This window comes from Peribacillus sp. NPDC097197 (assembly GCF_050278025.1).
GTDB lineage: Bacteria > Bacillota > Bacilli > Bacillales > DSM-1321 > Peribacillus.
The window spans coordinates 266,573-280,066 of the sequence record NZ_JBNNST010000001.1 but is presented as its reverse complement, the minus strand read 5'-3'; the positions used below and the strand labels follow the sequence as shown (position 1 = coordinate 280,066).

The window sequence follows — 13,494 nt, the reverse complement described above, 5'->3', positions numbered from 1 at the left end:
AGTAAAAAGGCAACACCCCGATGGGCGTTGCCTCCTTCTTCTATTTCGCCAAATAATTCAAAGCCGTCCGTAGCTGAATATCATTATCTTCATCCTGAATTTTTTCCAAGATGACGGTTTCTAGCTTAGCTGCGGTCTTAGCATCCAACTTACCAGTCACTTTCATCCCATACTGCTTCTGAAAAGCCTTGACCGCAATCTCTGTATTCCAATCGTAGTACCCATCCTCACGCCCTGTTTCAAAACCAATCCCTTTTAGGATCGTTTGCGCATACTGAATTTGGTCGTCTGTCATGTCCCGTTTCAATACCTTTTCGATGGTTAACTGATGGGCGCTGAAGTACACCGGTTGCTTGACTTCAATCGTCGGTTCGATTCCCTTTTTGTGAATCCAGTTACCAGATGGTGTCAGCCACTTGTACAGCGTAAGCTTGATATTGCTGCCATCTCCCATGGGGACTGCCTGTTGAACCGTCCCTTTACCGAACGTCTTCTCGCCAATCAGCGGGTATCCCCCGGCCTCCTCCATGGCACCGGCAAGGATCTCCGAAGCCGAGGCACTGCCTTTATCCGTCAGGACGGCAATGGGGTAGTCCTTCTTTTTCTTCAGCTCGGTGAAAAAGGATTGCGTCTCACCCGTTCTTTCGGCTATTTTCAAATATGGTTTATCTTTCGTAATAAACTCGCCTAAAATCGTTTCCACACTTGAAAGGAGACCGCCCGGATTCCCCCGGACATCGATCACCAGCCCTTCGATTCCCTTCTTCTCAAGTTCCTTCAACTGCTTTTTAAAATCCGATGCGGTATTTTCCGAGAATGTGGTCAACTCCACATACCCGATTTCCTCACCCGCTACTTCCTTGGTCGAAGAAAAAACCGTGTCCAATGGAATTTCAGCACGAACCATATTGAATTCGATCGGATTGGATACGCCGGCACGTTTTATTTCCATTTTGACTGGAGAACCCTTTTTCCCACGGATCTTCAACCGAGTTTCATAGAGGTCCAACCCTTCGACACTTTCCCCATTCACCTTTAGAATTTGGTCCTTCGGCTTTAATCCTGCCTTTTCAGCCGGGGAGTCCTTGTAGGGAGAGACAATGATGACCTTACCGTCCTCCATCCCGATTTCCGTACCGATCCCCTCAAATGAGGAATCCAAGGTCTCATTGAACTGTTTTGCTGTCTCCTTGTCCATATATACCGAGTATGGATCCTTCAATGTTGTCAGCATGCCTTGAATGGCACCTTCGATGAGCTTTGAGCCGTCTACCTGTTCAACATACTGGCTCACGATCAACCCATAAGCTTGTTCCACTTTTGCCCACTCCTGATCTTTTATGCCCTCTTGACTTTCCTGTTTCGCCTCGTGTTTATCCTGGGTGCTTGTCCAATACATGCCCCCTGCTGCCCCAATAACTAATGACATCATGATTGCCAGAGGAATTACCCATTTTTTGACCATATTTATCCCCTTTTCTACCTCGATATGTTTTTCACTATATGAGTAGTTTCAGGTAAATATGCTTTTGAACAGAGCAAAAAAAACAGACCAGGATGTGATCCTGGTCTGTTTTATGATTCATATATTGGGTATTAGTTAGGTATGTAGCTTAATGGATTGACTGCATTGGACTTGCTGTAATTCCACGTACCTTTGTGAAGCTCAAAGTGCAAATGCTGTCCATAAGAATGTCCGGTATTCCCCATGATCCCAATTTGTTGACCTTTGGCAACGACTGCACCTGTACTAGCTTGTCTTGAACTTAAATGTGCATAAACCGTTGTCCACGTTTGTCCACTAATATTATGGGTAACAAAGATTACATTACCGTATGAAGAGGACGTATACGAACGACTTACGACTCCGTCTGCCGCTGCTACAACAGGCACTGTTCCGCTTGCAGCAATATCAATGCCGGCATGCTGTTTATTCCAACGTTCGCCCATTGTCGAAGATACATAACCTGCACTTGGTCTTGTAAATGTTCCTGACGATACAGCCGGTGCAGAACTTACACTAGCCGGAGCTTGTGATGATGAAGAGGATGAACTGCTATTAGAACTAGAGTTAGAATGGGAAGGAGCTTGTTTTTTCGCTTGAGCTGCTTGCGCTGCTTGTGCTGCCGCTTCTTGTTCTGCACGTTTTTTCGCTTCAGCTGCTGCTTTTTTACGAGCTGCTTCTAATTCAGCTAGACGATTCTTCTCTAAGTCGATGGCTGACTTGATTGCTGTTTCTTGAGCAGCAAGGTTCGCCTTTTCTTCCTCTAAGCCCATTTTATTTTCTTCTTCTTTTTTCGTTTGTTTCTTTAATTTCTTAACTAACGCAGCTTTTTGTTCTTTCTGCTGTTTTTGTTGATTTTGGATTTGTAAAAGTTGAGCTTTAGCCACTTCTAAACTAGCAAGCTTCGTTTCTACGGCCTTTTGTTTTTCTTCAAGTTCTTTTTTATCCAGCTCATGTTGTTTCAAAATCTCGCGATCGGCTTCTGCAATGGCTGCAACAGCTCCTACACGGTCAATTAAATCGCTAAAACTAGATGATCCGAACAATACTTCCACATAATTCAAATCCCCACCGGACTCCTGGAAGGAAAGGGCACGTTCCTTCAGAACATCGTTACGCTTAGCGATACGTTCTTGCAACACTATAATTTCTGCTTTCAATACTTCAATTTCTTCTTTTGTTTGAGTGATTTCAGCATTTTTCGCATCAATTTTCTTTGCTGATTCTGCAATTTTCGCATCAATGGCAGCGATTTGCTCCTCAGCTGTCAGTTGTTTATTCTGGAGGTTATTGATTTTTTCTGAGGTAGTGGAAATGTCCGCTTCAACACCCGAACGTTTTTCCTGTATAGATGCCTTCTTTTGCTCTAAGTCTGAAATGGATTCAGCAAAAGCTGAAGGAGCAGCCAAAATGCTCCCCAAGCCGATCATGATTGTCGCGTTCACCGCGATAATGTTCTTTTTCAATGTTCCATTTCCCCTTTCAATCTCGTTACAACTCGTGCCATGCAACGTCTCTCTATTTTGAATGAATTTCTTCTTCGTATTTCGAGTGTAAAAGAATTGTAAAGTTTGTTCGCTTATGCTTTTAAGAATTTTCTAACGGACATTAAGCTTCCCCATATTCCAATCACGGCGCCCATGATGATAAGAATCGCCGACACTTGGTAAATGAATGGACTTGCTGGTAAAAAGTCTACGAATTTAAACGTAATCTGTGGTGATATATAATTGAACAGATTGTAGTAGAGTACTGAAATCAGGGCGATAGGCACGACAGAACCAAGGATTCCTAACCAGAGTCCCTCTAAGAAGAATGGCCAACGAATGAAGTTGTTTGTTGCCCCTACCAATCTCATGATCTCGATTTCTTTTTTCCTAGCCACAATCGTAATTTTAATCGTATTCGAGATGAGGAACATGGCTGTGAAAAGCAACCCTACGATAAGTACAATCCCGATATTTCTAGCAATTTCGACAAAACTAAATAGGTTTTCAACATAACCTTGTCCATACTTAACGCTTTGAATATAATTGATGCTTTCGATTTCTTTAGCTACCTTGATCACATCTTGAGGTGTTTTCGTTTTAATGATATAAACATCCCGTAAAGGGTTGTCTTGTTCAAATGGTTTAAAGGCATCTCCATTATCGCCTAGATCATCAATTAAATTGGTGAGCTCTTCATCCTTAGGGGAGAAGACAACACTATCAATTCCACCTATACTCGTTATCTGCTTGCTGATTGCTTGTATATCCTCTTTACTCGCTGCATTATCAATATGCGCACGAATTTCGACATCGTTTTCGACATTACCCGCGATATGATTTAAATTCATCATAATCACTAAAAAAACGCCAACCAATGTTAGAGTGACTGTTACAGCACTTACTGATGCAAACGTCATCCAACCATTACGACCAATGTTTTTAAAGCTTTCACGGAAGTGACGGACGAGTGTTCTAAATTTCATATCCGTATTCACCTCTATGTTCATCGCGAACGATTTTTCCACCTTCAATGGCAATTACACGACGTTTAAAGTTATTAACAATATCTTTATTGTGCGTAGCCATGATAAGTGTCGTTCCGCGCTTGTTTATTTCTTCAAATATGCTCATGATTTCCCATGATGTTTCAGGATCCAGATTCCCTGTAGGTTCATCCGCAATAACCACCTTGGGGTCATTGACGATTGAACGGGCAATCGCAACCCTTTGTTGTTCTCCACCTGATAACTCTGCAGGACGCATTCTAGCTTTATGCTTGATCCCTACTAGATCGAGAACTTCCATGACTCTCTTTTTAATGACTTCAGGTTCTTTTTCGATGACTTCCATTGCAAAGGCAACATTTTCGTAGACTGTGAAAGTTTGAAGGAGTTTAAAATCCTGGAAGACCATCCCGATATTACGGCGAAATAGAGGAACTTTCGAATTGCGGATTTTTGGTAGGCTGACACCATTAACCAAGATATTTCCACTTGTCGGCTTTTCTTCCCGATACATCATTTTGATGAAGGTCGATTTGCCGGCACCACTTGGACCCACTACATAAACAAACTCGCCTGGTTGTATTTTTACATTCAACCCATTAATGGCTATGACGCCATTAGAATAGGTCTTTTTGACATCTATCATCTCTATCATTCTAAAACCACCTAATTTGCTTGTTAACTTATCTATTAAAAGCGTTTTTTTCGACAGCATTTTTTAAATAACGACAGGAATCATTTCGTTTTAAGCACAGGAACATTATAACATCAAAGTTTGTCAAATTAAGCATAAAAATATTACAGTTTCATTTCAATGATTGTGCTAAGACTATCTATCTAGTATACGGAAAAACGAATGGAAATAATAGGGGATTTTATGAAGAGGATGGATGAAACGCCCAGCCTAAAGGAGGACGTTTCGGTAGAAATGTTACTTATGTTCGGAAAGCCAATCGGCTACTTTTGATGCATCATCACCAATGATGACGCCTTTTGGCATTCCACCTTGGCCTTTCAAGATGATTTGCTCAATTTCATCTTTCGACAAACGCGAACCGACTTCCGTCAAATTCGGGCCTACGCCGCCTTCAAGATTCACAGCATGACAACTTGAACATTTATTTTCATAAATCTTGGCTGCATCACCGGCACCAGCAGTGGTCGTTTCATTAGTATCCGTTGCCGGCTCTTTATCTGCGTTATTATCGTCATTCCCTCCGCAAGCAGTAAGCGCAAGAGATGTACCTAATAGTAAAGCTAACCATTTCTTTTTCATTGGACAAGCCCCCTTCTTCTTAAGTCTACCAGTACAGAAACATTATACCAATCTCAATCGAGTTTAAAACCCTCTCCAAGTACTTCTGAGGCATCCATTACGATCACGAATGCTTTAGGGTCAACGACTTTGACCAATTGTTTCAATTTGGTGAATTCAGATTGATCGATGACACACATTAAAATCGGACGGGAATCGTCCGTATAGCCGCCATGCCCGGAAATCCGTGTAACACCGCGGTCTAGTTCATGTATAATAGCATCCCTAACTTCGGGTTCATTATTCGTGATAATTAATGCCATCTTGGAACGGTTGAATCCAACTTGGATAAGGTCGATGGTCTTACTTGTGACATATAAGCTGATCAAGGCATACAGCCCTTTTTCAATATCAAAAACAATGGCCGCGCTCAACACGATGAGGCCGTCAATGATTGCCACACAGGTCCCCAATGACAAATTGGTATACTTATGAATGATTTGCGCCGCTAAATCCGTTCCCCCGGTGGAAGCCTTCCCGCGAAAGACTATGCCCAATCCTAATCCGACCAGGATACCGCCACAAAGTGACCCGAGTAATGCATCGTTCGTCCATGGTTCCCAATCCTTTGTCAGGAAGACGACAAACGGTAAAAATAACGTACCGATGAACGTTTTTGCTCCAAAATTCCTTCCAAGTACAATAAGTCCGGCAATGAATAAAGGAATATTAAATGCCCACTGAACATACGCTGGTTCCCAACCTAGCGTGGTATATAGAATCGTGCTGATTCCGCTGACACCGCCTGAAGCGACCTGGTTAGGTAGTAGAAATACATTGAACCCAATCGCGATGATGCCTGACCCTATCAACACTAGACCATATTCCATCAAAATTTGTATCAAAGGGTGCTTTGGCTCCCGATATCTCTTTCTCATTCTGGTTGTCTCCTCATAATCCTTCTTATTTAATTAGTCTTAACCGAAAGTAGTATAGCATCCCTGTTCATTTCCTGTAAATAACAGCCAGATGACGTGGTAAAGGACTAATGAATTGAAATGTTGTACAAAAAAATCGAACCGAATAAGATCCGGTTCGATTCATACCTCTTATAATTTAGAACGTAAATAAGCATCGATGAACATATCGATATCCCCATCCATCACTGCTCCAAGGTTTCCGGTCTCCGCACTTGTACGGTGATCCTTTACCATGGAATAAGGGTGGAAGACGTAAGAGCGGATTTGGCTTCCCCAGCCAATTTCCTTCTGTTCACCGCGGATTTCATCCAAATCGGCTTGTTGCTGTTCGATCTCAAGTTGATATAATTTGGCTTTCAGCATATTCATCGCTTGGGCCTTGTTTTTGATTTGCGATCTCTCATTTTGACACGTTACGACCGTATTCGTTGGTAAATGGGTAATCCGGACAGCTGAGTCAGTCGTGTTAATATGCTGACCGCCGGCGCCACTTGCCCGGTACGTATCGATTTTCAAATCTTCCGTACGGATATCTATATGAATCGTTTCATCGAATTCCGGCATGACTTCGCATGATACGAACGAAGTATGACGGCGGCCTGATGAATCGAAAGGAGAAATCCGGACAAGACGGTGCACGCCTTTTTCCGCTTTCAAATAGCCATATGCGTTATGGCCTTTGAATAGGAGCGTTACACTCTTGATTCCCGCTTCATCACCTGGAAGGTAATCAAGGGTTTCCACCTTGAATCCTCTTTTTTCGCCCCATCTAGTGTACATGCGTAGCAACATGGAACCCCAATCTTGGGACTCTGTTCCGCCTGCACCAGGATGCAGTTCCAGAATGGCATTTTTCGAATCATACTCTTCACTTAGTAGAAGCTGTAGTTCAAAGTCATTCATCTTTTGGGAAAGAATCGTGATTTCTTCCACTAACTCCGTCATAAGATCTTCATCATTCTCTTCTTTGACCAGTTCATACGTCAAATCGAGATTTTCATATGAATCATTCAGCTCGGCCAATTGGTCGACTTGTTCTTTCAATGCGTTTGTTTCATTGATGACACCTTGAGCCTTTTGTTGATCATTCCAAAAGTCAGGATGCGTCATCTCATTTTCTAGTTGTGCAATGCGTGCCTCTTTTTCATCTAAGTCAAAGAGACCCCCTAAAGTCCGTTAATCGTTGCGCTGTTCTTTCTAATTCGTTTCTGATTTCTGCCATTTCCATTTCTATTCACCTCATTAGTATGTTAAAAAAAATCCCGTATCGGGATTTGCTTCATGCAAATATACCTCTTCAAAACGATATGCATCCAGTCCGCTTTCATAAACGAAACATGAAAAGAGGCGGTAAGTTCATTTAACTTATCCGTCTCTTCTCCATTATACACCTATTTTCAGGCTAAGTTGCCATGACAATTCTTATATTTTTTTCCGCTGCCACATGGACATAAAGCATTTCGCCCGACATCTTCCGACTTACGAGCCGGCGCCTTCTTCACTTTGCCGCCTTCGTCTTCTTTTGGATTGACCGCTTGTCCTTTTATGACTTCTTTCCGCTCCAAGTTGTTGCGGATTTCAGCTTTCATAATGTACTTAGTGACTTCATCTTCCATCGAAGCAATCATGCTTTCAAACATCGCGAAGCCTTCTGATTGGTATTCACGAAGCGGATCGATTTGACCATATGCTCGTAAGTGAATCCCTTGACGCAATTGTTCCATCGCATCGATATGATCCATCCACTTGCTGTCCACTGCCCGAAGCACGATAACTTTTTCAAACTCGCGCATTTGCTCTTCTGAAAGCTCGGCTTCTTTTTGATCATAACTTTCTTTTACTTTTCCTAGAATGAACTCAACCAGTTCCGATTCATCTTTCCCATCCAAATCGGCGATTGTAATCTCACCCTCTTGGAATAGATTGCCGTTCAAGTAATCGACAAGTCCTTGCAAGTTCCAGCCTTCTTCATCGCCCATCGGCGCAAAAGCTGCAACATTACGTTGAATGGACGCCGTGATCATCGTTTCAACGATTTCACGCAAGTTTTCGCTTTCCATTACATCGAAACGCTGTTTGTATATGATTTCACGTTGCTGACGAAGAACATCATCATACTGCAGCAATTGTTTACGAGAATCGAAGTTATTACCTTCAACCCGTTTCTGAGCGGATTCAACGGCTCTTGACACCATTTTGCTTTGAATGGGTTGGGAATCATCCATGCCAAGGCGCGCCATCATACTCTTCATATTATCCGAACCAAAGCGACGCATCAATTCATCTTCCATGGATAGATAGAACTGAGTGACCCCTGGATCTCCCTGACGACCAGAACGACCACGCAGCTGGTTATCAATCCGGCGACTTTCATGACGTTCCGTCCCGATGACGGCAAGCCCGCCCACGTCTTTGACGCCTTCACCTAGCTTGATATCCGTACCACGGCCAGCCATGTTTGTGGCGATCGTAACCGCTCCCTTATTCCCTGCATTCAAGATGATTTCCGCTTCACGCTCATGGTTCTTCGCATTCAACACGTTATGAGGAATGCCTTTTTTCGTCAAGTAATTAGAAATGATCTCCGAAGTCTCAATGGCGACCGTACCAACCAGCACGGGCTGTCCTTTTACATGACGCTCTGCAATATCTTCCACGACCGCTCTGAATTTCCCGTCCATTGACGCATAAATGAGATCTGGGCGGTCATCCCGGACGATATCCCGGTTCGTAGGAATCGCAATAACATTCATATTATAGATGTTACGGAATTCCTCTTCTTCCGTCTTGGCCGTACCCGTCATACCGGAAAGTTTTTCATACATCCTGAAATAGTTCTGGAAAGTAATCGTCGCAAGGGTCATGCTTTCATTTTGAATTTCCAGTCCCTCTTTTGCTTCAATGGCCTGATGAAGTCCTTCACTATAACGGCGACCTTTCATTAAACGGCCCGTAAATTGGTCAACGATGACAATCTCGCCGTCTTGGACCACATAATCCACATCCAAATGCATGGCAACATGTGCTTTCAATGCCTGATTGATATGATGGTTCAATGTCACATGAGTGATATCGAATAAATTATCAATATTGAACGCTCTTTCAGCCCTGTTCATACCTTCTTCAGTCAGTTGAACACCTTTGGTTTTCTCATCATACGTGTAATCCGTATCTTTTTTCAGGGTACGTACAAACGCATTCGCCTGGATATAAAGCTGGGCTGATTTTTGCGCTGCACCGGAAATGATCAATGGCGTCCTCGCTTCATCAATCAAGATGGAATCGACTTCATCGATGACCGCATAATGCAATGGCCGTTGTACCATTTGTTCTTTATATAGCACCATATTGTCACGCAAGTAATCGAAACCTAACTCATTATTCGTGCTATACGTGATATCCGCATTGTATGCTTCTTGCTTTTCTTCTTTAGAATGACTGTTGAGATTCAAGCCGACAGACAGTCCGAGGAAATTGTATAACACACCCATATCAGTCGCATCACGTTGTGCGAGGTATTCATTGACGGTCACGACGTGCACGCCTTTTCCAGTAATCGCATTTAAATAAACGGGCATGGTTGAAGTCAACGTTTTCCCTTCACCTGTTTTCATTTCGGAAATATTCCCATCATGAAGGGACGCCCCACCCATGATCTGAACACGGAAAGGATACATGCCAAGCGCCCGCTTTGCTCCTTCACGTACGACAGCAAATGCTTCAACGAGCAAATCATCCACAGTTTCCCCGTTTTGATAACGTTTCTTGAATTCTTCCGTTTTGGCAGTCAGCTGCTCGTCCGATAACGAAGCCATCTCATCCGCCAGCGCTTCGACCTGATCAGCCACTTTCTCTAACCGCTTAAGTTCTCGCTTATTCGGATCAAAAACTTTATTTAATATATTAAGCATTCATTAACGCTCCTCTATTGGGAAAATGATCATTCAATATCGTTCATTCATATAAGTATGAAGGAACACACCTTCTGCCGATAATAATCTAGTCTTAATTTTACCACTTCTATTCATGAGGTACAACTTCATGTCACTTTCAGGACTATGGGCCAGATATCACTTCTTGAGAAAAACAATGGATAAAACAGGACAAAAACTGTTAAAATAGAGGGAAGATTTAAAATACATATGGGTAGGCCCACGTTTGCACAGATGGTCTTTAAAAAAGGCTATATATCTCAACTACTATAAATGGGTTTAATAGATAGTTGACTCCATTCGCTTGTAAACCTGGATAGTAGAAGACACTGTAAGTGGGTTAGCAAAGCTTATTCTGTGGGATAAATAGAACTAGTTCGAGGTGGTAATGATGATCGGTGAGCGTGTTAAAAAGCTGCGGGAAGAAAAGAAAATGTCGATGACTGAACTAGCCGAGAAAGCCGGGGTAGCCAAGTCCTACTTAAGTTCGCTCGAACGGAACTTACAAACGAATCCTTCCATTCAATTTTTGGAAAAAATCTCTGCAGTGCTTCATGTTCCTGTTGATGCCCTTCTTTACGATGCTCCCAATAAGGAAATCCTGGATAACGACTGGATAAAAATCGTTGAAGATGCCATGCATTCAGGTGTTTCAAAACAACAATTCCGAGAATTTATTGAGTTTAACAAATGGAAAAAGAACAACGAATAGAAAAATAGATAGGAAGCATAGCACTCTATCAATCTATTTACGCAAACGAAAGCATCCCTATAAACAGCCATGCTCCATACTGTTTATAGGGATGCTTTCCACATCTTTCTCATTTTTCGCAATTCCCCTTCGATGACTCCCGTGCAAGATAATCACGGATCTCTTCTTTCGTTAATCCTAAGCTTTTTGCCTCTTTGATCAACGTCATCCACTCTTGATCCATTTCCGTCGTAATCATATTATCAACCTCCTAAAATACTACCTTGTATTTCAGGCAGACCAGCCATCATAGCCACTTACAGCCTTAGACCTGTGCCTTTGCGCTCTCACCTTTCGATAAGTTTGCCTTTTTCACGGTAAATATTACTAAATACATAGTTTACAATCTTATTATAGGGAATACACCCTACATATGTTGCTAGTTTATGTCGCCAATTAACCAATATGAGGAAATATTTATCGACAAATTACAACAATAGGGAGAAAATCAAGGATAGATTTACATGAAACGAAAATCACGTTCGCTTTTTCAGATAATAAAAAACCTTGTTCTTTTCATTCAGGCGATGAGACATATTAATTCGCTCCACCGACAGTGCATCAAAGGCCTTTTGCACGGTCAAATCCTCGCCGCAGGTAGGACAAAACCAATTCCCCATTTCAGAACTACTAAACGAAGCCCTATTGCATGTATGGCAATTTTTCCGAAACAACATCCCATCCCCTCTGCACCTTATTAACCACTTGTTCGTTTTAAAGAACGATTAAGTCGATTATATGCCAAATTAAGGGAATATAGAAATGGGTATAAAAACCTATCTTTCTCACAAAAGAACACTTTTTGTTCGTTTTAAAGAAACTTCAAATTCACTCTACTTCATTTGAGAGCACTTATTATGAAAGGAATGTACCTATTAAATCTTTAACGTATTTCGAATTTCAGAAAACAAAACTAATACTTTATACCTAACGCGATGTTAAATAAATAGAAAAGGAGAATACCTAAAAAGCACCGCCCAGAGTCTGGACGGTGCTTCCATGCATTTCATGATTAACTTAACTTGGTTCTATTAATCCGTATCGTCCATCTTTACGGCGATACACGACGTTGGTTGTATTCGTATCCGCATTCGTGTAAACGAAGAAACTGTGACCAAGCATATTCATTTGCAGAATCGCTTCTTCACTGTCCATCGGCTTCAAATCGAAGCGTTTGTTACGGACCACTTCTATATCGCTGTCATCTTCGAATTCATCCGCCACTTCATCGACTTCCGTAGCAAAAGCGAATGCTTCTGGTGTATTGGATAAATTGTTGCGGAATTTTCGGTTGACCTTCGTTTTATGTTTACGAATTTGGCGTTCTAGCTTGTCATTGATCAAATCAATCGCGGCATACATATCCGCATTCTCTTCTTCAGCGCGAAGAACCAAATTCTGCATCGGAATCGTCACTTCGACCTTGGACGTATTATTGTTCACTTTCAAATTCACTTGCACATTTGCATCTGGCGTATTGTTAAAATATCTTTCTAACTTGCCAATTTTCTTTTCGACGTATTCTCGAATTGCTGGAGTTACCTCAATGTTTTCACCGCGTACGTTGTAATTCATAAAGTGAGTCCTCCTTAAATTAAGACTATACAGTTAGATTCTACAATACCCCTCCGGTTTCCTTTAGAAACACATCATGAAATATGTCGAAATTATGAAACAATTGTCGGAAGGTTTGAAAAAGGTTGATGTCTACCTTAGCTCTATTATACCAAACACTGCCCAATAAAGAAAAAATTAGCCATCGTAATTTACAGAAACTTTAGAAAAAATTTACACAAAAACCGTTTGAAATTCAAACGGTTTGGGTAAGGACTTATTTCTTTTTGTCGTAAAACATGCCATCCGTGGAAAGATTCTCATAAGGATTGGTGTATTTGTTCGAAGTTTTCTTTTTCTGGTTTAATTCCTTGATATCCCGCTGAATCTCTTGCTTTTGAAGCAACAACAATTGATCGACCTGCTGATTCAGAAGCATGGATTGACGCCCCAATTGTAGCTCTTCATCAGAAAAAGGCGGTTTGATATGCGAAAGAAACGCTTCACGACGGTCAAGCAACTTTGTGATTCGCTCGATTCGATCATCGCGTTCGACAATCGTCTGGTCCTGCAAGACGGTTAGTAATTCAGTGGTGACATCATGAAAATCTTGAAGCATCATCAAACTTGACCACTTTGAACAAATTGTTTTTGGCGGTTCAATTGAATGGCTTCCTTCCATGTGTTACGGAACTCGGTAACAAGCCCCTCCACTTCTTCTAGGGCCGCAATATCATTCTTCAAATTAGATTCAATCAGACGACGATTCATATAATCATAGAGGCTCATCAAGTCTTTCGATACGGCAACATCCATATTCAAGGTAACCATCAATTCATGAACGATGTTTTGGGCCTTTAAGATATTCGTATTCTTTTCTTCGATTTTACCCGCTTCAATGGCTTTTTTACCAAGTAGAATGAACTTCAGGCATCCGTTATAAAGCATGAGTGTAAGCTCTCCCGGCGACGCTGTATTCACCGAATTTTGTTGATAAGATTGGTATGGATTATTTATGGCCATT

13 protein-coding genes and 1 riboswitch are annotated in these 13,494 nt (G+C 41.8%); of the genes, 1 reads left to right on the top strand and 12 read right to left on the bottom strand.

What is annotated here, in order from left to right; translation table 11 throughout:
- Positions 1-40 precede the first annotated feature (40 nt).
- From ACQKL6_RS01300 to secA, 8 genes are all read right to left on the bottom strand, one after another.
- Positions 41-1,465, bottom strand: a complete 1,425-nt coding sequence (locus ACQKL6_RS01300) for a S41 family peptidase (protein ID WP_427650356.1) — start codon at positions 1,463-1,465, stop codon at positions 41-43.
- Between the two features lie 131 nt (positions 1,466-1,596).
- Positions 1,597-2,970: a murein hydrolase activator EnvC family protein gene (locus tag ACQKL6_RS01295; protein WP_427650355.1), complete on the bottom strand. Its 1,374-nt coding sequence runs from the start codon at positions 2,968-2,970 to the stop codon at positions 1,597-1,599.
- A gap of 113 nt (positions 2,971-3,083) precedes the next feature.
- Positions 3,084-3,977: a permease-like cell division protein FtsX gene (gene ftsX, locus ACQKL6_RS01290; RefSeq protein WP_402870641.1), complete on the bottom strand. Its 894-nt coding sequence runs from the start codon at positions 3,975-3,977 to the stop codon at positions 3,084-3,086.
- Complete coding sequence (ftsE, locus tag ACQKL6_RS01285) at positions 3,967-4,653, bottom strand: cell division ATP-binding protein FtsE (protein WP_402870638.1); 687 nt, start codon at positions 4,651-4,653, stop codon at positions 3,967-3,969. Before ftsE ends, ftsX begins: the two co-directional genes overlap by 11 nt.
- Before the next feature lie 276 nt (positions 4,654-4,929).
- Complete coding sequence (gene cccB, locus ACQKL6_RS01280) at positions 4,930-5,274, bottom strand: cytochrome c551 (protein WP_402870636.1); 345 nt, start codon at positions 5,272-5,274, stop codon at positions 4,930-4,932.
- Between the two features lie 53 nt (positions 5,275-5,327).
- Positions 5,328-6,191 (bottom strand): YitT family protein, encoded by an 864-nt coding sequence (locus ACQKL6_RS01275; protein ID WP_402954594.1) that lies wholly within the window; start codon positions 6,189-6,191, stop codon positions 5,328-5,330.
- A gap of 171 nt (positions 6,192-6,362) precedes the next feature.
- A protein-coding gene (gene prfB, locus ACQKL6_RS01270; RefSeq protein WP_402870630.1) for a peptide chain release factor 2 occupies positions 6,363-7,461 on the bottom strand; the annotation gives its coding sequence in 2 pieces (ribosomal slippage) (positions 6,363-7,388 and positions 7,390-7,461; 1,098 coding nt in all).
- A 169-nt stretch (positions 7,462-7,630) separates the two neighbouring features.
- On the bottom strand, positions 7,631-10,144 hold the full coding sequence (secA, locus tag ACQKL6_RS01265; RefSeq protein ID WP_427591441.1) for a preprotein translocase subunit SecA: 2,514 nt from the start codon (positions 10,142-10,144) through the stop codon (positions 7,631-7,633).
- 412 nt (positions 10,145-10,556) lie between these two features.
- On the opposite strand from secA, the gene ACQKL6_RS01260 reads away from it, so the two are divergent.
- Positions 10,557-10,877: a helix-turn-helix domain-containing protein gene (locus ACQKL6_RS01260; RefSeq protein ID WP_402954602.1), complete on the top strand. Its 321-nt coding sequence runs from the start codon at positions 10,557-10,559 to the stop codon at positions 10,875-10,877.
- Positions 10,878-10,986: 109 nt separating this feature from the next.
- Here ACQKL6_RS01260 and ACQKL6_RS01255 read toward each other — a convergent pair whose 3' ends face one another.
- The 4 genes from ACQKL6_RS01255 to fliS form a co-directional block, all read right to left on the bottom strand.
- Complete coding sequence (locus ACQKL6_RS01255; protein WP_427650353.1) at positions 10,987-11,115, bottom strand: anti-repressor SinI family protein; 129 nt, start codon at positions 11,113-11,115, stop codon at positions 10,987-10,989.
- A 32-nt stretch (positions 11,116-11,147) separates the two neighbouring features.
- A riboswitch (cyclic di-GMP riboswitch) is annotated at positions 11,148-11,234 on the bottom strand.
- A 699-nt stretch (positions 11,235-11,933) separates the two neighbouring features.
- Positions 11,934-12,491 (bottom strand): ribosome hibernation-promoting factor, HPF/YfiA family, encoded by a 558-nt coding sequence (hpf, locus tag ACQKL6_RS01250; protein ID WP_402870618.1) that lies wholly within the window; start codon positions 12,489-12,491, stop codon positions 11,934-11,936.
- Positions 12,492-12,747: 256 nt separating this feature from the next.
- Positions 12,748-13,092, bottom strand: a complete 345-nt coding sequence (locus ACQKL6_RS01245; protein ID WP_427650351.1) for a flagellar protein FliT — start codon at positions 13,090-13,092, stop codon at positions 12,748-12,750.
- Positions 13,092-13,493, bottom strand: coding sequence for a flagellar export chaperone FliS (fliS, locus tag ACQKL6_RS01240; protein ID WP_427650349.1), 402 nt, complete (start codon positions 13,491-13,493; stop codon positions 13,092-13,094). The genes ACQKL6_RS01245 and fliS overlap by 1 nt, the downstream gene beginning before the upstream one ends.
- Position 13,494 lies beyond the last annotated feature (1 nt).